The sequence below is a fragment of the Ruegeria sp. YTSC325 genome, from assembly GCF_059609525.1.
This window is the reverse complement of the sequence record NZ_JBXWLY010000018.1, coordinates 47,933-71,550: the sequence shown is the minus strand read 5'-3', so window position 1 is coordinate 71,550 and position 23,618 is coordinate 47,933. Positions and strand designations below refer to the sequence as shown.

Annotated in this window: 19 protein-coding genes; 8 read left to right on the top strand and 11 right to left on the bottom strand. The window is 57.0% G+C overall.

Annotated features, from left to right (window positions below; translation table 11 throughout):
• The first annotated feature begins 27 nt into the window (after positions 1 to 27).
• From AC2FF7_RS19900 to AC2FF7_RS19870, 7 genes are all read left to right on the top strand, one after another.
• On the top strand, positions 28 to 972 hold the full coding sequence (locus tag AC2FF7_RS19900; protein ID WP_170356484.1) for an ABC transporter permease: 945 nt from the start codon (positions 28 to 30) through the stop codon (positions 970 to 972).
• A 1-nt stretch (position 973) separates the two neighbouring features.
• Positions 974 to 1,837 carry an ABC transporter permease gene (locus AC2FF7_RS19895; RefSeq protein WP_496906215.1) on the top strand — a complete coding sequence of 288 codons (864 nt, stop codon included), beginning with the start codon at positions 974 to 976 and terminating at the stop codon, positions 1,835 to 1,837.
• 15 nt (positions 1,838 to 1,852) lie between these two features.
• The gene (locus AC2FF7_RS19890; RefSeq protein WP_496906214.1) at positions 1,853 to 3,646 is read left to right on the top strand and encodes a gamma-glutamyltransferase family protein; all 1,794 of its coding nucleotides are present in this window, start codon (positions 1,853 to 1,855) and stop codon (positions 3,644 to 3,646) included.
• A 1-nt stretch (position 3,647) separates the two neighbouring features.
• The gene (locus AC2FF7_RS19885; protein ID WP_496906213.1) at positions 3,648 to 4,397 is read left to right on the top strand and encodes a DUF1028 domain-containing protein; all 750 of its coding nucleotides are present in this window, start codon (positions 3,648 to 3,650) and stop codon (positions 4,395 to 4,397) included.
• Positions 4,398 to 4,400: 3 nt separating this feature from the next.
• A complete protein-coding gene (locus tag AC2FF7_RS19880) occupies positions 4,401 to 5,234 on the top strand; it encodes a sulfite exporter TauE/SafE family protein (protein WP_480870015.1) in 834 nt (277 codons plus the stop codon).
• A 2-nt stretch (positions 5,235 to 5,236) separates the two neighbouring features.
• Positions 5,237 to 5,956: a FadR/GntR family transcriptional regulator gene (locus AC2FF7_RS19875; protein ID WP_496906212.1), complete on the top strand. Its 720-nt coding sequence runs from the start codon at positions 5,237 to 5,239 to the stop codon at positions 5,954 to 5,956.
• Positions 5,957 to 6,075: 119 nt separating this feature from the next.
• Entirely contained in the window at positions 6,076 to 7,212 is a 1,137-nt protein-coding gene (locus AC2FF7_RS19870) for an NADH:flavin oxidoreductase/NADH oxidase (RefSeq protein WP_496906211.1), read from the top strand.
• Between the two features lie 105 nt (positions 7,213 to 7,317).
• On the opposite strand, the gene AC2FF7_RS19865 is transcribed toward AC2FF7_RS19870, so the two are convergent.
• From AC2FF7_RS19865 to AC2FF7_RS19815, 11 genes are all read right to left on the bottom strand, one after another.
• On the bottom strand, positions 7,318 to 8,130 hold the full coding sequence (locus tag AC2FF7_RS19865; protein WP_496906210.1) for an IclR family transcriptional regulator: 813 nt from the start codon (positions 8,128 to 8,130) through the stop codon (positions 7,318 to 7,320).
• 115 nt (positions 8,131 to 8,245) lie between these two features.
• Positions 8,246 to 9,202, bottom strand: coding sequence for a substrate-binding domain-containing protein (locus AC2FF7_RS19860; protein ID WP_480870007.1), 957 nt, complete (start codon positions 9,200 to 9,202; stop codon positions 8,246 to 8,248).
• Positions 9,203 to 9,287: 85 nt separating this feature from the next.
• A complete protein-coding gene (locus AC2FF7_RS19855) occupies positions 9,288 to 10,106 on the bottom strand; it encodes an ABC transporter permease (protein WP_496906209.1) in 819 nt (272 codons plus the stop codon).
• Complete coding sequence (locus AC2FF7_RS19850) at positions 10,100 to 11,071, bottom strand: ATP-binding cassette domain-containing protein (protein WP_496906208.1); 972 nt, start codon at positions 11,069 to 11,071, stop codon at positions 10,100 to 10,102. Before AC2FF7_RS19850 ends, AC2FF7_RS19855 begins: the two co-directional genes overlap by 7 nt.
• Before the next feature lie 401 nt (positions 11,072 to 11,472).
• A complete protein-coding gene (nadC, locus tag AC2FF7_RS19845; RefSeq protein ID WP_170755907.1) occupies positions 11,473 to 12,321 on the bottom strand; it encodes a carboxylating nicotinate-nucleotide diphosphorylase in 849 nt (282 codons plus the stop codon).
• Positions 12,318 to 13,880, bottom strand: coding sequence for an L-aspartate oxidase (locus AC2FF7_RS19840; protein WP_480870001.1), 1,563 nt, complete (start codon positions 13,878 to 13,880; stop codon positions 12,318 to 12,320). The genes nadC and AC2FF7_RS19840 overlap by 4 nt, the downstream gene beginning before the upstream one ends.
• An 8-nt stretch (positions 13,881 to 13,888) precedes the next feature.
• The gene (gene nadA, locus AC2FF7_RS19835) at positions 13,889 to 14,941 is read right to left on the bottom strand and encodes a quinolinate synthase NadA (RefSeq protein WP_480869999.1); all 1,053 of its coding nucleotides are present in this window, start codon (positions 14,939 to 14,941) and stop codon (positions 13,889 to 13,891) included.
• A 124-nt stretch (positions 14,942 to 15,065) separates the two neighbouring features.
• The gene (locus AC2FF7_RS19830) at positions 15,066 to 17,123 is read right to left on the bottom strand and encodes an adenylate/guanylate cyclase domain-containing protein (protein WP_480869997.1); all 2,058 of its coding nucleotides are present in this window, start codon (positions 17,121 to 17,123) and stop codon (positions 15,066 to 15,068) included.
• Positions 17,124 to 17,342: 219 nt separating this feature from the next.
• Positions 17,343 to 18,374 (bottom strand): NADPH-dependent curcumin/dihydrocurcumin reductase, encoded by a 1,032-nt coding sequence (gene curA / locus AC2FF7_RS19825; protein WP_480869995.1) that lies wholly within the window; start codon positions 18,372 to 18,374, stop codon positions 17,343 to 17,345.
• A gap of 230 nt (positions 18,375 to 18,604) precedes the next feature.
• Positions 18,605 to 21,013, bottom strand: a complete 2,409-nt coding sequence (locus tag AC2FF7_RS19820) for a YbcC family protein (RefSeq protein WP_496906207.1) — start codon at positions 21,011 to 21,013, stop codon at positions 18,605 to 18,607.
• 14 nt (positions 21,014 to 21,027) lie between these two features.
• Positions 21,028 to 22,578: a proton-conducting transporter transmembrane domain-containing protein gene (locus AC2FF7_RS19815; RefSeq protein ID WP_480869991.1), complete on the bottom strand. Its 1,551-nt coding sequence runs from the start codon at positions 22,576 to 22,578 to the stop codon at positions 21,028 to 21,030.
• 112 nt (positions 22,579 to 22,690) lie between these two features.
• Between AC2FF7_RS19815 and AC2FF7_RS19810 the strand changes: the two genes are divergently transcribed.
• A complete protein-coding gene (locus AC2FF7_RS19810; RefSeq protein WP_480869989.1) occupies positions 22,691 to 23,581 on the top strand; it encodes a LysR family transcriptional regulator in 891 nt (296 codons plus the stop codon).
• Positions 23,582 to 23,618: the final 37 nt, after the last annotated feature.

The following is a 23,618-nucleotide window of genomic DNA, read 5'->3' as shown; positions in this document are numbered from 1 at the left end:
CGGGTATTTTAACCGAAAGCCCCTGTTATGCTGTCTTTCATTCTGCGTCGCATCCTGATTGCGATCCCCACGATCCTGCTGATCTCGATCTTCGTGTTCAGCCTGCAAAAGCTGTTGCCGGGCGACCCTGTGCTGGCCATGGCAGGCGAAGAGCGCGACCCCGAAGTGCTGGAATTCCTGCGCGAGAAATACCGCCTGAACGATCCGATCCCGGTACAATATCTGACATGGGTCGGTAACGCGTTGCAGGGGGATTTGGGCATTTCGCTGCGCACCAATCAGCCCGTGACCGAGCTGATTGCGGAAAAGCTGCCGGTGACGATCCAGCTTGCCATCATGGCGATCCTGTTTGCGCTGGTGATCGGGATACCGGCGGGCATTTTGTCGGCGGTCAAGAAAGGTACTATTACAGACTACATTGCCAATATCGTGGCTCTGTCCGGGCTTTCCATTCCGAATTTCTGGCTGGGGATCATGCTGATCCTGCTGGTTTCCGTGAAACTGAACCTGCTGCCAGCCTCAGGCTATGTACCCCTGTCCGAGGACCCTGTGAAATCCATCACCACCATGCTTATGCCCGCCTTTGTGCTGGGTACCGCACTGGCCGCGACGCTGATGCGACATACCCGGTCGGCGATGCTGGGTGTGCTGAAATCCGACTATGTCCGCACTGCACGTGCCAAGGGTCTGTATGAGCGCCGCGTGGTGCTGAAACACGCCTTCCGCAACGCGCTGACCCCGATTGTGACCCTGACCGCCTTGCTGTTTGGAGAGCTGATTGCAGGTGCCGTCTTGACCGAACAGATTTTCACCATTCCCGGCTTCGGCAAGATGGTCGTCGATGCAGTGTTCAACCGTGATTACGCTGTGGTGCAGGGCATCGTGCTGGTCACAGCCGTGGGGTTCATCGTGATGAACCTGTTGGCTGACGTGGCCTATGTGCTGTTGAACCCCCGTCTGAGGAATGCGTGACATGGCCCTAGCTGATCCCATCCTGTCCCGCCGCCCGGAAAATCGGGTCTGGAAGAAATTCCGCACGCACAAAAGCGCCATGCTGGGCGGTTTTCTGGTTACGTTTTTCGTGCTGATTGCCCTTCTGGCCCCGATCCTGCCGGTTCCCGACCCGGCGGCGACCGACTGGGGGGCGGTGCGCAAACCACCCACCGCAGCGCATCCATTCGGCACCGACGAAATCGGCAGGGATGTCCTGTCCCGCATGATCTGGGGCGCGCAGGCGTCGCTGCTGGCAGGTGTTGTCTCGGTCGGGATTGCGGTGCTTCTGGGCGTCCCGCTTGGCATAATTGCGGGCTATTTCGGCGGCTGGATCGATGCCATCATCTCGCGCTGCACTGAGGCCCTTTTGGCGGCTCCGTTCCTGATCCTCGCCATCGCTCTGGCGGCGTTTTTGGGGCCGTCCCTGACCAACGCGATGATCGCCATTGGCCTGTCTGCGACCCCTGTCTTCATACGCCTGACCCGTGGGCAAGTGCTGTCGGTTCGGGCCGAGGACTACGTCACCTCAGCCCGTGCCATCGGCTTGCCGACCTCGAAAATCCTCAGCCGCTACATTTTCCCCAACGTGCTGCCGCCGGTTCTGGTGCAGGCCACTCTGACCATCGCCACCGCCATCATTGCCGAGGCGTCACTGTCTTTCCTTGGCCTTGGGCAACAGCCACCTGCGCCCAGCTGGGGCTCGATGCTGAACACGGCGAAAAACTTCCTCAATCAAGCCCCGTGGATGGCCATGTGGCCGGGCATTGCAATCTTCCTTGTGGTGCTGGGGTTCAACATTCTGGGCGATGGGCTGCGCGATGCGCTGGACCCGCGCGAACATTGATTTCGGAGACTAAGAATGACTGAATTCACCACCCGCCCCGAGATCCGAGGCACGTTTGGTGTCGTTACCTCGACCCATTGGATCGCCTCGGCTGTGGGCTTTGGCATTCTGGAAAAGGGCGGCAACGCCTTTGATGCTGCCGTCGCCACCGCGATGACACTGCAAGTGGTTGAACCCCATCTGAACGGACCCGCAGGCGATATGCCTGCCATTATCCACTCGGCCGAAACTGGCAAAACGCAGGTTCTGTGCGCCCAAGGGCCTGCACCTGCCGCAGCCACGATTGAACATTACACAGGGTTGGGCCTGAACCTGATCCCGGGTTCGGGGCTGTTGGCCACAGTCATCCCCGGAGCTTTCGATGGCTGGATGCTTATGCTGCGCGATCACGGCTCGCTACCGCTGCGGGACGTCATGGAACCTGCCATCGCTTATGCGAGGGATGGTCATCCCGTGCTGCCGCGTGTTGCACATACAATCGACGGTCTTTCAGATTTTTTTGAAGACGAATGGCCCAGTTCGGCGGAAACCTGGGTGCCCGATGGCAAAGCGCCCGAGCCGCACAGTATTTTCGCCAATCCCGATCTGGCAGCGACCTATGAGCGAATAGTGACTGATGCCGAGGCCGCGCATGGCGATCGCACTGAACAGATTGATGCCGCCCGACGGCTATGGCGCGAAGGATTCGTCGCCGATCGTATTTTCGACTACCTGAGCGACGCCAAGGTCATGGATGTATCAGGCCAACGCAATGCAGGGGTCATGACCCCTGCTGACATGGCGAATTGGGAGGCAACTTATGAGGACACGCTGACCTATGAATACCACGGTTGGACGGTCCACAAGACACACGCCTGGAGCCAGGGTCCGGTCCTTTTGCAAACTTTGGCGATCCTCAAAGGGATAGACCTTGGCGCGATGGACCCGAGCGGGGCCGAGTTCGTCCATACAGTGATCGAGGCGATGAAGCTCGCCTATGCGGATCGCGAGGCCTATTACGGCGACCCCGATCACAGTGATATTCCAATGGACTATCTGCTGAGCGACGAATACGCCGCAGAACGTCGTGCGATGATTGGCGTAGATGCTTCGCAAGACCACCGCCCGGGTCGCGTCCCCGGGTTTGAACATTTGGCGGATGCCTATGTTGCCCGCGCGACGCAGGACTTTTCGGCCAGAACCGGAGCGAGCGCGGGTGAGCCGACGATGTCTCACCTGACAGAAAAACGCGGCGATACAGTGCATCTGGATGTGATCGACCGTTGGGGTAATATGGTTGCGGCCACGCCATCGGGGGGATGGTTGCAAAGCTCTCCGGTCATTCCGGGTCTGGGATTTCCGCTCAATAGCCGGGCACAGATGTTCTGGTTGGAACCCGGCCTGCCGACCTCACTGGCACCGGGGCGCAGGCCCCGAACGACACTGACGCCCAGTTTGGCTGAAAAGGACGGCGTCCAGCTGGTCTTCGGGACGCCTGGCGGAGATCAACAGGATCAATGGCAACTGATCTGGTTCCTGCGGTTCGTGCATTTCGGGCTGGGATTGCAGGAATGCATGGACGCGCCACTGTTCCATTCGATGCATTTTCAGGGGTCATTCTACCCGCGCGCCGCAGCGCCCGGTGAGATGATGATCGAGGCAACCTTTGGCGAGGCCGTGATTGAGGATCTGCGCGCACGTGGCCACAAGATCACTGTTGCTGATCCCTGGACGGTTGGACGCCTGACAGCGGCCTTGCGGGAAAAAGACGGATCAATGCGCGCGGCGGCAACGCCGCGCTTGATGCAGGCCTATGCGGTAGGACGTTAAAATGACCTATTCTTTGATTGCAAAAGACCCGGAAACCGGTGCTATCGGCCTGATTGTGGCCAGCCGCTTTTTTGCCTGTGGCGCGCGAGTGCCCAATGTTGGTCCGCACTGTGCCATCGCCTCGCAAGCATTCTCAAACCCGGTTTGGGGCACCGAGGGGTTGCGGCGTCTTGAAGCCGGAGAAACTGCGCAATCGGTACTAGACGATCTGGTTGCTCGTGATATCGGTCGCGATGCACGACAAGCGCATCTGATGGATGCGCAGGGCAATTTTGCAGCCTATACCGGGTCGGCCTGTGTCGAGTGGGCGGGGCACCGGATTGGTCAAACACATTCGGTCGCCGGCAACATGCTGGTTGGGCCAGAGGTTGTGGATGCGACCTTTGAAACCTATGCCTCTGAAACCGCGCTGCCGTTTCCCGAACGTCTGATGGCCGCGATGGAGGCGGGAGAGCGCGCAGGTGGCGACAAGCGTGGCAAGCAAGCCGCCGGTCTGGTCATCAATCGGGGCGAGGCACATTCCTGGTTGGATATGCGCAGCGATGACCATGCCGATCCGCTGGCCGAGTTGAGACGCCTCTATGACGTAGCCGGTGAGCGTTATCTGCATTTCGCCGAGGCGATGCCGAGTGAACGGAACTTCTCGGGCAATCCTGATCGCACCGCATTGGACGCCGCAATTGCCGAGGCCGAGGCCAAACGTCAGGCTGAAGGACGGGTTAGCCGTTCACTGGCCACCGATCCGGCGTGATGCATGGGTGGGATTGACCTTTCCACATTGGCAACATTGGTCGCAATTGCGGCAGCGGCCGGTGTGTTCGGCGGTATTTTGGCCGGGCTTTTGGGGGTTGGAGGCGGGATTGTCATCGTTCCTGCGCTGTACTTTGCGCTATCGCTGACAGGCAGTGATCCTGCGCTAACCATGCAGGTGGCGGTTGGTACATCGCTGGCCACCATTGTTTTCACTTCGCTGTCTTCAAGCTGGGGCCACTACAAACGCGGCGCGCTGGACATGGCGCTGCTGAAACGCTGGGCCCCCGCCATTTTGATCGGAGTGGTTATTGGTGGCTTGTTGGGTGGAGTGGTCAGTGGCTACATCCTTGTTGCTGTCTTTGCTACTGTGGCAGCGTTGGTTGCGTTGGACATGATCTTTCGCAAGCCCGGTGGAGATGGACCTCCGCGCAGCTTTTCACCACGCGTGTGGGCGGCTACGGGCGTTGCCGCAGGGGGGATATCGGCGATGATGGGCATTGGCGGCGGTACGGTCTGTGTCCCGGTGCTGAACTTTCTGGGTTACGATATACGTCGTTCCGTCGGTACGTCCGCCGCGATCGGATTTGTCATAGGTCTGCCCGGAGCTTTGATTTATGCGGGTACGGGCCTGGGACAAACGGGCTTGCCTCCTTTTTCCATTGGCTACGTTAATTTGATCGCCGCCGTGTTGATCATTCCGCTGACGACCAGCTTTGCGCATGTCGGAGTCCGCATTGCACACACCATTTCGCAACGTGCGTTACGGCTTGCTTTTGGTGCGTTCCTGATGCTTACGTCCCTGCGCATGTTTTATGACTTGATCGGAGCGTTCTGACCTTGGGGACCTGTCCAACAGACACAGAGCTGACCGCAGCATTGCGCGCAGGGATCGAATCCGGCGCGTTCCTAAAAAACGGAAAGCTGCTGCCCGAGCGAGCCTTGGCCGAGGCGCTGACCGTAACGCGGGCCCGCATGCGACGTATACTGGATCGGTTGGAGGAAGACGGTACCGTTTTTCGCAGGCACGGGCAGGGGACGTTTGTGTCGCCACCACCCGCTGTTGGAGCAAGTCCCTTCCGGGCTGTCGCGGCCAAGGTAATGCCGCGCGATGTCATGGAAGTCCGCTTGGAAATCGAACCTGCGCTGGCGGCGTTGGCAGCGCAACGCGCCTCGGTCAAAGAGCTGCGAACGCTGGAACAATTGATGCGCGCGACGTTGGATGCGGCGGATACGCAAGCCTATGGGGTTGCGGATGACGTGTTCCACTACAAGATCGCGGAACTTGCCCACAATCCGTTGTTTCTGACTGTGTACGACTCGATCCGAGCGGTCAGGAAACAAGCGGAATGGACACGGCAGCGGGAAACGCAATACTCACCGTCGACCCTTACCCGTTTGGGAGAACAACACGAGCAACTGTTCAGCAGCATTGCGTCACGCGACAGTCAGGCAGCAGCAGAAATCATGCAGTCGCATCTTTTATCGGTTTCGAATGCCATGCTGCGCGAGAGAACATATGGGCAGACCCAAACCCTCCCCGATTTGGCTGAGGAGTGATTTCACGGTTTGAACCCGCATCTGATCTCATGGAGATGTGACCTCGCTGGTCCGAGATTCATTTAGGATGCGGGCAAGGCCGAAGCTATGATAACTTACGACCCGTTGGAGTGACCTAAATGCCTTCACTTTTCAGCGCCTTTGAATTGCGAGGCGTGACGTTCAAAAACCGTGTTTCGGTTTCTCCGATGAGTCAGTACCGGGCGCAAGATGGTCTCGCAAACGATTGGCATCTTGTGCATCTGGGGCGGTTTGCGATGGGTGGTGCGGCGCTGGTTTATGCCGAGGCGACAGCGGTCACGCGCGATGGGCGCCGGACACCGGGCGATCTTGGGTTGTGGGACGACAGCCAAATCGCGCCCTTGGCAAGGATCGCTGATTTTATAACACGCGAAGGGGCAGTTCCGGGTATCCAACTTAGTCACGCAGGGCGAAAAGCGTCTGAGCGACGACCTTGGCACGGTGAAACGCCGTTGGACGATGAAGACGTTTCAGTTCGCAGCGAACATGCGTGGCCAGCTATGGCGCCGTCTGCTTTGCCTTATGCAGAGGGATGGCCTACGCCGCGCGAAATGTCGGACTACGATATACAGGCCGTCATCTCAGCTTTTGGGGCAGCAGCCAAGCGGGCCAAAACTGCGGGTTTTAAAGTCCTTGAGGTCTATGCCGCGCATGGCTTTTTGGTGCACCAGTTTCTGTCGCCGATCACCAACCAAAGGCAAGACAAGTGGGGTGGCAACACTGAGAACCGGGCACGTTTTGCGGTCGAGGTCGCGCGTGAAATCCGTCGGAACTGGCCGGAGGATCTACCGCTTGCTTTTCGGTTATCTGCCACTGATTGGATGGACAATGGGCTTACTCCGGAAGATACGGTGGACATCGCCATAGCGCTGAAGTCAGCTGGGGTAGACCTTATCGACTGCAGTTCGGGCGGGATCGGAGGCAAGGACCGGCCGCAACGTATGACCATCGAACACGGATTTCAGGTGCCGTTCGCAGCGCAGGTACGGTCAGAGGCCGACATTCCGACTATGGCAGTCGGTTTTCTTTGGGATGCCGCTGCGTGCGACACGTTGATCGACCGCGGAGACGCGGACATGATCGCCCTCGCGCGCGAGTTGCTTGATGATCCGAACTGGCCCTTGCACGCGGCAAGCCAGCTTGGGCGGAACGCTGACCATACCTTGTGGCCGGTTGAGTCAGGATGGTGGTTGATGAAACGCGATCGTTTGCTGTCGAAACTCGGTCTGAGATAATTTGAATTTTCCGCTTTGGAATCCGCGAAACTTCCGTCCGCTGATGTTCCAGCGCTTGTTCTTGAGAAGCACGGACAAGGTTCAGTGAAGCCTCGAAAGGTTGCTTTAGATCATTTGATGCCAAGACGATCGGGGCAATGGCATTCGGGTCGCGATGCTTTCCTGCAGTTGTGCTGCCGTTGACCTCAGGGCGTCAATGACCATTTCTCTTCGGTTGTCGATCAGGGCCGTTGCGAAATGAGGAATGGTTAGGGCTGCGATGACTGCTTTGCCCGGAGCATGCCTCACCGGAGCCGAAATCTCGTTGATGGCCTGACTTTCAGGGCTGCTTAGAGAGATATAGTTTTGAATCTCGCACGCTGCGGCCAGATCAGCGAACTCGTTCAGGTGCTCCTCGTCATGGCCGGGTGAAAGCTTCTCCAGCAGTTCCAGCCGCGCTTTTTTTGTTTCCAGTTCTGACAGGAAGCAGACCCCGGCAGAAGTTGGGAAGATTGGGCTGTTATACCCGACCTGCACTGTCACACCGTAGTTTTGCGAAGACGAAACACTGTTGATAACGACAAGATCGCCGGAGCCGCTGGGCACCCAAAGGTGGTTGGACAGTTCAGTTTCTTCGGCAAGACGTTCCATATAGGGTTCGGCCAGTTCGGCGAGTTTGCTGTTATCCGTGCGATCTCCGCCCAACAGCGCCAGTTTACCGGTCAAGCGAAACAAATCGCCTTCCTGACGCTCAATATATCCGCGCTCTTCCAAAACGATCATCATGCGGAAGATTTCGTTTTTTGAACGCCCAATTCCCTGCGCCAATTGTGAAAGGGTGGGAAAGACATCCGAAAGCGACAAAAACTCTAGAATATCCAGCCCTTTTTCCAAGGCGGGGGCCGAGTATTTCTGAAGCTTGGTCTTTTCTTCGGACATCGGGTTTCCTTTTTATCGGTGCTTTCTCAAAAAAAAACCGCAGGGGCGCAAGCCCCTGCGTGTCCGGTCGACCATCCCGACAGGGAGGAGAAAGGGTGCCGACCTGAACAGTCTTTTATAGACCGTTCTTTTTCAGGACTTCACCAGCGTTCTCAGAGGTGATCGCTTCGGTGCCCATAACAACCGATTTCGGTACTTCTTCACCTTTCAAGTGCTTCAGTGCCTGACGCAGGCCTTCTGCACCGGGGGTCGGGTACAGGAAGGTGGCCGACAGTTCGCCGTTTGCAACCCAGGTCACGCCTTCGCCGGGCAGAGCGTCAACACCGATGAAGATGATGTCATCCGCACGACCAGCATCTTTGGCGGCCAGATATGCGCCATAGGCCATGGGGTCGTTATGACCATAAACCATGGAGATGTCTTCGTAGTTGCGCAGGGCGGTCGACATGATGTCATACGCCTGATCCTGCTTCCAGTCGCCCGACTGCTGATCCAGCAGGAAGGTTACGCCGTCTTCGCCGTCAAAGGCTTCGTGGAAACCGTTGGCACGGTCATGTGCGGCTTGCGTACCCAGACCACCCCAGATTTCAACGATGGTGCCTTTGGCGCTACCTGCACCGCCCAACTGCTCAACCGCGAATTTACCGGCTTCACGACCGATCAGTTCGTTGTCGCCGCCAACCCACTGAACGAATTTGTCGGTGTCGACGTTACGGTCCAGCACAAAGACGGGGATACCCGCGTCGGTTGCCTGCTCGACCACACCGGTCAGGCCAGCGGATTCTTTCGGCGAGATCAGGATCGCGTCGACTTCCTGACGGATGAAGTTTTCAACGTCTGCAACCTGCTTTTCCGTGCGGTCGTTGGCGTCTGCGATGATCAGCTCGACATTGTCGTGCAGGTCCGCTTCGGCGCGCAGGTCTTTGTTGAACTGGACGCGCCAGGGTTCAACCGTCGTAACTTGCGAGAAACCGATCACATAGTTGTCAGCGGCCAGTACCATGGATGCCGAAAACGAGGTTACGAGCGCGGTGGCGGCCATCAGGCCCTTGCCAAATGTTCTTCTTTTCATAGTCTACTCCTTAGTCATGATGCGGGTTTCTCCAATGTTCCCGCGTTCTGATTGCTCTGACCTATTGTCCACCAAGACCTTCAGGTCAGAGCCTCCTCCCTCTGCCCAGGCGCTCTTTCGCCATGACAAAGATCTCTTCAAATCGCCCTTCCTGAAGCAGGACAACGACCACGATGATGATGCCCTTCAGCACCAGCTGCGTGTTACTGTCGATGTTGTTCAATTGCAGGATATTGCTGAGGAAACCAAAGATCAGTACCCCAACGAACGTTCCCATGATTGCGCCGCGCCCACCCATCAGGCTGGTACCGCCGATGACAACGGCCGCAATTGCATTCAGTTCCAAGCCAAGACCCGCATCTGGTTTACCCTGACGGAACTGCGCCACATAGAGCACCCCGGCCAGCGCGGACAGACCACCCGCCAGCGCATAGGTGATGATCTTGTTGCGGCCGACATTGATGCCCGCCAGACGCGCGGCCTCTTCATTGCCGCCGATGGCCATCAGATAGCTGCCGAAGGTGGTGAAGCGTGTGACGAGGAAGAATACCAGCAACACACCCAGAAAGAACAGGCCCGGTACAGGGACGACGCCCCACAACAGTTCACGCAGCACTTCAAAATTTTCGGTCGCATTCGACCCAGTATAGACCGGATACACGGCCGTATCCTGCCCGGCGATCACGCGGGCCAGACCCAGCGCGCCCACCATCATCGCCAGCGTCACAATAAAGGGCTGCAGACGGCCATATACGATCAGCGCGCCGTTCACCGTGCCCATCACGGCACCAATGCAGGGCACCACGATCAGCACTGCCAAAACGCCGAATTTAGGCATCACCTGACCGGCCAGCCAGACCATTACACCGATGGCAATGGCGGCGGCGACCAGACGGCTCAGCATCCGCGAGGGCGCGCTGTCTGTCGGGTTGTCCGGCCTGCGCCCAACAGGCCGCCAACCCCAAGAACCTCTCCGCGCTTAAGCTCGAAGGACACATCATCCAGAACCTTGCGCTTGCCTTCCCAGGCGGACAGGTTTGCCACCTGCAGAACGGTTTCGTCGGTGGCCGGTGCATGGCGTTCGACCGGATTGATTTCAACCGTGCGTCCAACCATCATGTTGATCAGTTCGGCGGAAGTGGTTTCCGAGGCCAGCCGGGTCCCGATCAGATTGCCATCGCGCAGAACTGTAACGCGGTCAGAAATCTCGAACACTTCGTCCATCCGGTGCGAGATATAGACAACCGCAACACCCTGTAGCGCCAGATCGCGGACGACTTCCATGAGAATATCAGCTTCGGCTTGCGACAAAGCCGAGGTCGGCTCATCCATAATCAGAAGGCGCGCATTCATCAGCAGTGCACGGGCGATTTCTACCAACTGCTGCTCGCCAACACGCAAATCTTTGACCGGCGTGTCGATATCCAGAGTGAAGCCAAAGCGGGCCAACGCTTTGCTGGCCTTTTCCCGCAGCGCTTTGCGGTCGATGAACGTCCCAAATTTCCGGGGCTCGTGGCCCAGCAGAACATTTTCAGCCACGGTCATTTCCGGGATCAGGCTGAGTTCCTGATGCATGATGACGATACCATGCTTTTCAGCGTCCCTTGGCGCATCAAATTCCACGGTTTCGCCGTCGATCTGAAATGTCCCGAATGTCGGTTTTTGCACGCCGCTGATGATCTTCACCAGCGTACTTTTGCCCGCACCGTTTTCGCCCATCAGCGTGTGAATTTCACCACCGTCAATGACCAGGTCGACATCCCTTAGAACGGATACACCAGAAAACGACATACCGATGCCATTGAGGGAAACCGTAACCTGGCTTTCCGTTCCTTGTTGTGCGCGCAGAGCAGATTCTTGCTTCGCCATCACAACGCCTCCCTTCGTTGATCTTAACGATTTACCGCAAAACGGTTTTATATACGAAACCACGTAGGTCTACAGAGCGTCAAGAGGTATTTTTGAATTTGAATTTGAAGGTAGGATGAGGCGCAAATAAAGTGTTTAAAAATAACAGGTTATAAGACTCTCTGCGGACCCATCAGCTCTGCCATTTCCACGATTGCAGGTCGCTTGACCGACCGTTTTACATGCAAAACGGGTGGCGTGTTCGTTAAGAATCTTCCGTATTCCAAGCGTATTTGAGTCGGCGTGAATCGCCGTTTCGAACGGTTAATGACGGTCCCTTGATCCGGGGTCAGCGCGACGAATGTGGCTGACTTTGCGCGCGCTGAAAAACAATTTTTGGTAGCTTTGGGGCGTCGAACGGCTCAGAAGTCCAGCCCGATGTCAATCGATCGGTAAGAGTGCGTCAAAGCACCGGACGAGATGTAATCAACCCCTGTCGCGGCTACCGCCGCAACTGTAGCCTTGCTGATATTGCCCGATGCCTCGGTCACCAATCGGCCGTCCACCAACTTGACTGCCTTCGTCAGAACGTCTGGCGGCATGTTGTCAAGTAGCACGACGTCAGCACCGCCGACCTGGATCACCTCGGACAGTTGCTCCAGCGTATCGACCTCGATTTCGACTTTCATCATATGCGACGCGCGGGCTTTTGTTGCATCAAGCACAGCCCGCACACCGCCAGCGGCTGCGATATGATTGTCCTTGATCAGAATTGCATCCGATAGCGAGAAGCGATGGTTGAAACCGCCGCCGTGCAGCACGGCCTGCTTTTCCACCAGACGTAGCCCGGGTGTCGTTTTTCGCGTGCAGGTGATACGCGCCTTGGTGCCTTTGGTTTCAGCCACTAATTCCGAAGTGGCCGTTGCAACACCCATCATCCGCTGGGCGAAATTCAACGCCACGCGCTCTGCTGACAGGATTGAGGTGGCTCGGCCTTGGATTTTCATCAGTGTGTCGCCCTTGGCGCAGCTCTGGCCATCTTCGGTGTAGGTTGTGATGAGCAACGAGGGATCGACCAGACGGAACGCCAGCGCAGCCACTTGCATCCCTGAAACCACAGCATTTTCACGTGCCTCCAACCGTGCGGAATAGGTGACGTCCGCAGGGATCACTGTCTGAGTGGTGATATCGCCACAGGTACCCATATCTTCAGTCAGCGCGGACCGGACCAGAGGTTCCAGGATCATGTCTGGCAAAGCGGGGTGGGTCATGCTGCGTCCTTTGCTATGCGATCTCGCAAGGTGAGTGCCTGTGTCAGTGTCAGGCTGGATCGTTGACCGGTGCCACGATTGGGGTCGGGGAAATCGGACCGGTAATGCGCGCCGCGACTTTCGCGGCGTTGCAGCGCGGCGGTAGCGATCAGGGTGGCCGTAGCGGTCATGTTGAGAAACTGGTCTGACCCAAAGTGCTGGGCCTCAAGCGCGGCAATTCCGGATAGGGCTTGGCTCAGGCCAGCTTCTTCCCGTACCACGCCGACATGTTCCGTCATTATGCGGCGTAAAAGCATCAAATCTTGCTCATCGTCAGTTGTGCCGGGTGCCAAACGGATTTTGACTTCGGGTGCGCTCTTCACGGTGATTTGGCCCGCAATGTCCCGGGCACAGGATCGGGCAAACACCAAAGCTTCAAGCAACCCGTTTGATGCCAACCGGTTGGCGCCATGTAACCCGGTGGACGCCGCCTCGCCACAGGCCCAGAGCCCGGCCAACGAACTTCGCCCGAACAAATCTGTTTCTACGCCGCCCATATGGTAATGCGCTGACGCGGTCACAGGGATGGGGTCCCGTGTTGGGTCAACGCCATGACGCATACAGGCGCGTGTTACACCGGGAAAAATAATGCCGATGTCGGCACCGATCGCGCCGCGCGTGTCCAACGCTGGCCGCATGCCAGCTTTGGCTTGCAGATAAACGGCCCGCGCAACCGTATCTCTGGGGGCAAGCTCGGCATCGGGGTGGAAATCGGGCATGAACCGATGCCCGTTCTTGTCGACAAGAACGGCCCCCTCGCCGCGCAGTGCTTCGGTTGCCAAAGGGGTGGGGTCAGAGTCTACGTCGATTGCGGTGGGATGGAACTGTACAAATTCTGCGTCCGCGATGCGCGCACCAGCACGGGCAGCCATACCAATCCCTTGCCCGCGAATGCGCGTTGGGTTGGTGGTTTGCGCATAAAGGCCCGAAGATCCACCCGTTGCCAAAAGATAAGCGGCTCCGCGCAGCAACAGCTGCGCCGGGCCAGACCCAAGCGCACTTGTCAGGTAGACGCCTGTTACTTGCGTGCCGTCGCTTTCCAGCGCCACGGCCTGCGCGCCCTCGATAACCTGGATTGAAGGTGTCTCGCGCAGGGCTTTGATTAACGCGCGCATAATCTCGGCCCCGGCCTGATCACCTTTGACCCGCACGACCCGAGCAGTGGAGTGAGCGGCCTCACGCGACTGAACAAACTCGCCGCTTGCAGTACGGTCGAATCCAGTGCCAAGCGCAGAAAGGTCGAGGATATGCTCTGGCGCAGCTTGCGCCACAAACTCGGCCACTTCGCGCAAAACCGAGCCCGCACCCGCGCGCATCGTGTCGTCCGCATGGGCCTTTGGGCTGTCTGTCCGCGCCATGGCGGCTGCGATGCCACCCTGCGCCCAGGCTGAGCTTGCGCCAGAGCCCAGCGGTTCAGGCGAAATCATCACGACCGGGCAGGGCGCCAGCTTGAGAGCCGCATACACGGCGGCCAAACCAGCGCCAATGATAACCACTCGCGATGTTTCGATGGTTTGCATCTGCTGTGTCAAATGCCCAACTGGCGCGACAGGTCGATCATACGCTGAACCGAAAGACGTGCCTTTTCGGCGACCTGGGCGTCGACCTCGACTTGACCGGTCATCGTGTCCAGCGCGAACAGCACTTTCTCCAGCGTGATTTTCTTCATGTAAGGGCACATGTTGCATGGGCCGACAAATTCGACTTCGGGCAGTTCGTCCGCGATGTTGGACGCCATCGAACATTCGGTGATCAATAGTGCTTTCTCTGGCTTTTCGTCCGTGACATATTTGATGATACCGCTGGTTGAACCCGAGAAATCGGCCTCGGCCACCACGTCCGGCGGGCATTCGGGATGCGCGATCAAGCGGGTTCCGGGGTTCCATTCGCGAAAGTCGCGCAGGTCACTGGCCGAATATTGCTCGTGAACGATGCACGAGCCCTCCCACCACACGACGTTTTTCTGCGGAACTTCGCGTGCCACGTTCTGCGCCAGATACTGGTCGGGCGTCATGATGACGGTCTCACTGTCCTGTGCTGCCACGATTTGTGCCGCATTCGACGAGGTGCAACAGATGTCTGAGGCTGCCTTTACCTCGGCTGTTGTGTTCACATAGGACACAACCGGTGCACCGGGATATCGGCGGCGCATTTCCGCGATGCCTTCGGCGGTGATCGATTCCGCCAAAGAGCACCCTGCCTCCATATCCGGCATTAGAACCGTTTTTTCGGGGCTGAGAATTTTGGACGTTTCGGCCATGAAATGAACGCCGCATTGAACGATCACCTCGGCCTCGACCTCGGTGGCCTTGATCGCCAGTTGCAGGCTGTCACCGCCGAAATCGGAAATACCGTGGTAGATCTCGGGCGTCATGTAGTTGTGTCCCAAGATGACCGCGTTGCGGTTTACCTTGAGTTCATTGATCGCCTTTACATATGGCGCATAAATCGCCCAATCCGCCGGAGAGACCACACGCGACATGCGGTCATATATATCGCTCATGCTTGCGGCAAGCTCAGGCGACGGGGTCAGGTCGTATTTTTCGGAGAGGTGCGCGCGCTGCGCGGGTAGGTCGAACACGGGGCTGTTTTTCTGCCTTACAATCTTTTGGCGCTCTGACTATCGGATTTCGTTTATATTGAACACCAGTCAATAAAGGAAAATGTGCTGTTTTTTGCAGCTTCTGTAGAACCAGCTGACTTATTTAGGATTTTTCAGTGATGGTTACGGGCTTCCATCCCTCAGCGGGTGGGCTTGCCAGAAGTTCTCGCATTTTGTCGGCCATCGCGAGCGAGGCAAGGTCCCCGCCACGGATTTGGTCAGCGGTTTCAAATTCTGACAGGGCATTTTCGAATTGCCCGGCGCGATAAAGCGTTAGGCCGCGTTCATATGCCTCGATCCAATCGCGTGAGAGGTTGTATCCTTCGGTCATTGCAATCAGTTCATAAACCACAAGCTCTTCGCTGCGGCCGAACACTGTGAGCGTATCCAATTCGCGCACAATTACAGAATCGCCGGCTTCGCGTCGGGTCTCTGGGCCGATCAGGATAAGGGTGCCGTAGACTTTATTCGCGCCTTCCAGTCGGCTTGCGACATTCACCACATCGCCGATCGCCGTATAGTTCAGGCGCTGTTCGGATCCTATGTTCCCCACAAGCGCCTCGCCGCTGTTCACCCCGATCCGTAGCCGCAGAGGAATACCCTGACTGTCCTTGATGCCTGCCGCGTCGACAGTTTTGACAAGATCCAGCGCCGCACGACAGGCGTTTTCCGCGTGGTTTTTATCCTGACGTGGTGCCCCCCAAAAGGCCATCACTGCATCACCCATGAACTTGTCGATAGTGCCGTCATGCCTTGCAATCGCGGCCGAAGCGGCGGTGAAGAACGGTTCCATCAACTGAACAATTCCTGGGCCCAGTTTCTCGGACAGTCCGGTAAAGCCAGTCACATCGCAAAACAAAACCGAGATTTGCTTCATATCACCGCCCGGCTGCGTTTTGATGCCTTCGGCAACCAGCATGCGAACCAAATCGGTTGGTACATATTTTCGGAACGCTGACAGACCCGCAGCCATACTGGCCGTTGCCGCAGACAGGTTGGCCAGTTCTGACAGCTTTGAGGGCCTGCGTGAAATACGCTCAACATCGAAACGTTCGATCTTGTTAAGGTCTTCGGCGATCCGCGCCAAAGGGTTCGCCACAACCCTACGTACCAGCCAGATGGCTAACCCGGTGGCGAAAACGACTACCCCAATCAGAATATAAAGAAGGTTGATCAGAGTTTTGTCGATCCCAGACAGGAATGCGGATTCCGGTATTACGGTAGCAACGCGCCAGCCATAAAATCCCAACGGGGTCAGGGCAACTGCATAGGGAACGCCGTCTATTACAACCCGAGTCGTTGCCCCGCCGGCAGGATTTTTGGCAGGGTCACCCAAAAGCCGTTCGCCCGATATCATGGCGGCCTCGTACAACTCGCCTTCGCCCATTCGGGCCGGTGTCGTTTCATCTGCCATGGCGTCGGGAACGGCGATCACCTTGCCATCAGCATCCAAAATATAGGCTGCTCCGAACTCGCCCGGATGTAAGGTCGCAAGGAACCGCGACAAACGGTCGGTTTCGATTGCGACCGCTAGAACACCCTGTCGCCCGCGGTTGACGTCAATGGGACCGGCATAAGCATAGACCGTTTTTTCACTTCCTGGCAGATCCCGCGCTTCGATCCATCCCGATGAGTTCAGGCTCATAAAGTTATTGAACCAGGCGTGGTCGCGTGGATCATATTTTGTTTCACGGAATTTTCGCTCTTCGAACTGGATGTCACCTGGAATGAAAATGTATTGGTCGGTTCGCAACTGCCGATCGCGGATGTTCCTATCGATTTCGACCATCTCAAGGCCGCCATCCCCAAGGCGGTGCGATGCGAAGAAATTGCCGTCGGGCCAGCCGAAGAATATCCACGAGATATTGGGCTGCGCTTGTAGTTGCGACAGGAATACGAATTCTCGCTTGTCTGCCTGGCGCGTGGCGATGACATTCTGCACGAAAATGGTGCGCACTGCGGCCCAGGCCGCTTCGGCCGAGCTGAGTGTCGCGCCGACCTCGATCCGGACGGTATTGGCGATCTGAGTGTTGATTTCAGCAGCCAGCATACGGCTGTTGTCCCGTGCCGTTGTCCACCAAAGCGTATGAACAATAAAAGTTGACACGCCAATGGACAGGGCGACCAGGATAGATACAGCGATGCCTACACTTATCCGCATCACATCTCCACAATAATGACCGGTAAAGCAGTATTGGATTGAGAATTTGCCAAGCGCAAAGGTTGCTTTGCTAAACGCCCGAAAATTCACGCATCTGTTAGGTTGATGCCATACCGACTGGCGGAAACGTGAGCGGCCAAAACAGCGATCGGCCGACAATTCGCCAAATGTTTACTGGCGTTGCGCATCAAAGGCGCAACGCCAGCTTTCGAATGCCAATCAGCCGACTTTCACAACCATTTTGCCGAAATTACCCCCAGCGAGTAGTTGATTGAAGGCTTCTGGCGCGTTTTCCAGCCCATCCACTACGTGTTCTTTGTACGATACCGAGCCGTCCTTAAGCCAGCCTGTCATGTCTCGTACAAATTCCTGATAAACCTCGGGGCCGAAATTGTCGAAAATGATGAACCCCTGCATTTTGACTTTCATCCGCAGCAAGGTGCCCAGGATCGCAGGGCCCATATCCGGCCCTTCCGGCAAACCGGGCAGGTTGTACCAGGCCACGATTCCGCAGACAGGGACCCGTGCAAACGGGTTTAGCAACGGCAGAACTGCATAAAGCACCTTACCGCCAACATTCTCGAAATAGACGTCGATGCCATCTGGGCATGCATCGCGCAGTTGAGCAGCCAGATCGTCGGATCTGTGGTCTATACAGGCGTCAAAGCCAAGGTTCTGGACAACATGCGCACATTTTTCCGGCCCGCCTGCGATGCCGACGACGCGACATCCTTTAAGCTTGGCGATCTGTCCCACAGTTGCCCCGACCGGTCCCGCAGCCGCTGCAACAACGACGGTTTCACCGGGCTGGGGCTCGCCGATTTTCAACAAACCCGCATAGGCCGTGTAGCCGGGCATTCCCAAAATACCCAAAGCCCAGGATGGATTGTCTGGTGTTTTGCCCAGATTGACCACCTGCTCTCCGTTCGAAATCGCGTAGTCCTGCCAGCCGCTCATATTCAAGACATAGTCACCGGCCTGGTACCCATCCAGGTTCGACTCGATCACTTGAGCCACAACCTGAGCGGTCATGACGCCGCCAATTTCGACGGGCTCGGCATAGGATTTTGCGTCGTTCATGCGGCCGCGCATGTAGGGGTCGAGCGACATAAAGACCGTTCGCACTAGCATCTCATCAGCACCCGGTGACGGGATATCTGTGGTTTCAAGCCGAAGCGTGTTTTCGTCGGGCTGACCAACAGGGCGTTCAGCAAGAACGATACGACGGTTGGTGTCGGATGTTTGGGGCATTGGAACCTCTTGCAAGTATTTACCCGCACCAGAAACCTTAAGTGAGCAAGGTGCAAGGGAAACAATGCAGGTAAAAGTGGAAACCGGCAGAGACTGGCCAAGAATACTCTGGATATTTAGCCTCTTTGCCCTCGTAGTATTGTTTCAAGCCAGGCAAGATAGACAGGCTGGCTAAGTCCAATTTCAAATGGACCTAACCGCCAAAATTACTTTGTCTTGCTGCTCTGTTCTTATTCTGCTGCGATTGCGCCTGAGGTGTCTGGAATTTCGCGGATTGGGGACCACTCAAGGTCGCCGTCGTATCTCCAAGCCAGTTGTCCGCTGTCATCCATGGCGATCAGGTGAAGCCACCCATTGTCAAAAAGCGCTTTGACGTCAGGGTGACGTGCCAAGATGTTTGACATCGCCTCGCGCGGGGCTTCGATGACCACCGTCAAGCGCAGAGGATCATGCTGGAATCCGTTGCCATCATGCACGGACTGCCATGGCAAGCCCGGCCTGGGGGCGCCGCTATTGCCTTCCAGCACGCCTATCCCGCCAACCACATTGTGCAGAAGCTTGTTGCCTCCTCCGAACAAGTCGGGCGCAACGGTCGAACCGTAATATTGCAAGCTGATCCAGCTGGCCACGACAACCGGAGCAGTCATGATCAATTCAAGGACGCCAAACCCATCATCCTGTCGCCAGTTGTAGTTGTGCAGAAATGCCCGCCCGGACAAGTCCGCGCCATTGGTCCGGTCACGTGGAGCGGCGACAAACGCACGACACCCGGCAAGACCCCATTCGGGCCGTGTTTCAGCCCAATCACGTGCACGATGCAGAACTGCTGCAGACTCGTTTGCACGCGGCAGGCGTTGCGCGCGTTCTGCGCGGGACAGATCCCCTGCGGCATCCAACCAGGTTTTGAGCTGCGCAATCTCTGCCGCTGCGGTGCCTGATGGTAAATCCTGTTCGAACAAAGTGACCATATCAGTCGTCGTGTGATGCAACGCAGGTAAGAACATGGTGTCTTCGGGTATATCTATCCCTTGAGCCTGAAGACCGCTTCGAATGTCTGGATCATTCAACAGCCCAGCCAAGAGGCGAGCGTTCACATCTCCGGCGTAGCCACCACAGGCCCCACATTGCAATGCGCTTTCATGGGGGTTGTTTGTGACGTCGGCCCCGTGGCCCGCCAACATGACAATTCGTGCGAAGTTATGGGTCAGCGACATAGCCGACAAAACAGACTTGGCCATACCGACCCGCGTTTCAAAGCTTAGGGAAGGGTCCAGTTTTGGCGCCGGTTCCGGTTTGGCCTTGTCACCCAGACCAAGCGAATCCCGCACAAGTTTACCGGCATAAACCGGGCCGGTGGCCTCGACAAAGGCAAAGGACGACACGGCGGCCAGCTTGAACCGGCCCCATGCGCGTTTAGCCCGCGCCGTGTAGCGGCGGTTCAGGTCCGCTTTGACAGGTTCAACAGCTTCCGAGGTTGCCCCGGCTTTCAATAGAACCGGACCCCTGAACTCGGTCACGTCCGACCCTGCGGCCTTGTGTGCGCTGGCCAAACCGAAGAACCCGGCAAAGCCGATGGTTTCGATTTTGGCATCCTGCGCTTCGAGCGCCCTGCGGAAAACCTCAGAGCGGACGTCGATGCAGAACGCTGCCTGTATGTCAGGGCGTCCATTGGAGGCGACGGGTTCGCTTTTTTTCAGTTTAATAGCCAAAGCGCGTTGTTGTGCGCGTTCAGCTGCATCCTGCAGGACAGCGTTGCTAACCTCGGACTTGGACGGCGTGACGGGTGTGCGGTGCTTGGCTACGACCTCGGCCCAACGGGCGGCGATTTGGTCTTGGTAGAGGTCATATAGCGCCTCATCAAACACCATGCGAACGGCCAGCAACTCGGCCACAGTGCTGTCCGGGCGTCCGTCCAATTCGGCCTGCCACAAATGATACCGGCCGTACTGCGCCCAACCTCCCAAGGTTATCAACCAGCGATGGAACGTCGTTTTGGCGGCCTCAGTGTCGACGCCCAACCGCTCGGACGCCCGTCCTATGGCGCGCCAATGCGACCTGTTGGTTCGAGTGACAAAGGCGCAAAAGCCTTTCAAACCGTGGATTTCAGGCGTCAGGTCACGCGTGGCGAATTCCCGCCACGACTGGAATACGCCGCCTGTATCGGCCTGCTGCCAAAGCGCCTGACCTTGATCAAAATGACCCGCAGCCCAGGCGCCGATGCGATCCTCGATCAAGCCAGGCCAATCAATACCAGAAACATCGGCAGCAAGTTCGGCGACGGTTGCCAGTGGCTGCGGCGTGTCATGAGGTGTGTCTAGTGCGTCCAGTACGTCTTGCAGGCTTGGTGCGTTAAATTGCCCTTCAACCGCCAACACAGCGGCGCGCACATCTTCTTGCGAGATTTCGTCGCTCTTAAATTTGGCTTTCCAGTATTCGCGAGCAGGGGTGATCCGTGTTCCGGCAACCCGTGCAAGGCGTGCCGCGGTGACAGAAAGTGGCTCATCAATCTGGCCAAGAAAGGGGTTCACCGCAACGCTAGAGGAAAGCGGGAACAGGGGCGGGATCGCTTTGGAGGCGTCGTTGGCCTCGGTCACAAGTTCCAACAAAGGGGCGGGGTAGGTTTCAAGTTTCGCAAACATGAGGAAAGTTCCTTTCACACGATCGAACGCTTGGACCAACCGTCCAGCAACTTATCGAAAACTGCATTTGCATAAAGACCATTGGTCAGGTGAACCCTTGGCCCTGCCGCTGCTGGGTGCGAGGCCCATAACGGGAATGTCGCCTGTGCCACGGCAACACAGCCAAAGCTGATCAATGCGAGGATAATCAAAGCCCATTCAAGGGGGCCGGGGGCCGGAGTAGCTGGCAGGGTTCCCGCAGTCAGTTTCTGTGCTATGACCTGCAGGGCGAAATAGCTTACCGAAGTGACCAGAGCATAGGCGACAGTGCGTTGCATCAACGCCCTTGGGGCAGCATCGGCAAACCCTTGGGCCAAGAGATAAGCGACGCCGAAAATCAGGATGACTCCCAGTGCAATGGCCTGAACCGACTTTCCGTCAAACCCAACGACCATGCCAACAAGTCCGTAGATTGCTATCGCGATCACAAAAGACAACAACACGTTACGCGCGCTTGGGACGGCAATCGGTCCAGGGCGGCGAATTGCAGCGACGTTTCGCACCGCTTCGCCTGCACTTAGGAACGCATGTGCCTTATACAGCGAATGGGCCACAATGTGCAGCAATGCCAGCGGGAACAGCGCCAAGCCACATTGCATGACCATGAAGCCCATCTGGGCAATGGTCGACCATGCAAGCGATGTTTTTACTGCTGGTTGTGTCAGCATCACCAACCCGCCGAACAAGGCGGTGAACCCTCCCAACATGACCAACAACGCCATCACACCCGGCGCAAGCAACATTACGTCGGCGAAACGTATTAGTAGCAGACCGCCAGCATTGATGACACCTGCATGCAGTAGGGCTGAAACGGGCGTTGGGGCCTCCATAACCTCGGTCAGCCATCCATGCAGCGGGAACTGCGCTGAAGCCAGGACAGCAGACACGGCAATCAGAAAGGCAGCGGACATCGTCAGCCAGTTTGGTTCTACGACCGAAAGGATCGTTTTTATGTCTGTAGTCCCGGTGGCGACAACGATCAGCACAAAAGCCAACGCCAAGGTCGCCTCGCTTAGCCGTGCAACGAGGGCTTTTTTACGTGCTGCGCGCTGCGCGGTGGCGCGTTCCGGATAGAACAGCAGCAATTTGTTCAATGCCAGGCTGGTCGCGACCCAAGCCACGAAGAACTGCACAAGATTGCCGGACATGACCAATAGAAGAACCGACGCCAGTGTGACTGACATCCAGCCCGCGAAGGCACCTTGGTGGTCTTCGCCATCCATGTAAGTTCTGGAATAGCGGATCACGATCCAGCCGATGAAGCTGACTAGCAGCAGCATCACGGAACTCACCGCATCCAGGTGAACCGAGAGGCCGACGCCGAACATCCCGATCAATGCCGATGTGCCGGGCCCGTATATCATCAGAAATATGGTTGCAAGGATTGAGGAAACAAAGGCCGCGAATGCGGCAACTTCAGTCAGGCCTGCTATGTTTCCCGGCCGTTTTCCCGGTTGCCGCGACGCAAGCCAAGCTGCCCCAAGTAAAACGAGCGGGCCAAGAAGCGGCAAAAAAACGTAAGCCATAGTCAATTTCCTTCTGTTTCGCGGCCATAGGGCCTTTCGGGGCAGATAGGACAGAATTTGTGACAATAAAAATTCATTGTTTGTAAGATTACGTTCTAATAAATAGAACAATATGCCATTAAACTATCACCATCTCCGATATTTTTGGGCCGTTGCGCATGACGGTAACCTGACCCGCACGGCGCAGCGTCTGAACCTGTCTCAGTCGGCTCTTTCTGTGCAAATCAAACAACTGGAGGAACGTCTGGGTCACGCCTTGTTTGAACGCCGCGGTCGGCAGTTGCAATTGACCGAGGCTGGTCGCATCGCACTGGACCATGCAGACGCGATTTTCGCCACGGGACAAGAGCTTGTGGCCACGATGGAAGGAACAGTTCAGAACCGAAAGGCACTTAGGGTGGGGTCGCTGGCGACCCTGTCACGCAACTTTCAGATTGGGTTTTTAAGGCCCATCTTGTCTCGTATGGATGTGGAGGTGATCCTAAGATCGGGCAGCCCGACCGAATTGTTAGAGGGGTTAGAAGCGCACAATCTGGACCTTGCCTTGATGAACAGGCCTCCCCCTGATGATAGTCTGACCCCTTTCGAAATTCACTCGATCGGTGAGCAAGAGGTTAGCATCGTGGGCACTCCGGCACGGTTGCAGCCTGATGCACCTTTGCGCGAGTTGTTGCATAAACAACCGTTTATTCTGCCGACAACTGACAGCAGCGTTCGAACGGCCTTTGACGCGCTGGCCAGCCGGTTATCGGTCCGTCCTCAAATCGCCGCCGAGGTGGATGATATGGCGATGATGCGACTGCTCGCGCGCGAAGATATTGGCCTTGCGCTTGTGGCGCCTATCGTTGTGACAGACGAACTGACTTCGGGTCGATTGAAAGAGGCCAAAGAGCATCCCCGGATCAAGGAAACGTTCTACGCGGTCACTCTACGACGGCGGTTTGCAAATCCTTTGGTGCAGCAGATTTTGGAGCAGAATTCCGGCTCTGCATTCTTAACCTGATCAAAAAGCAACACTCGGCATCTTGCTCTGTCAGACT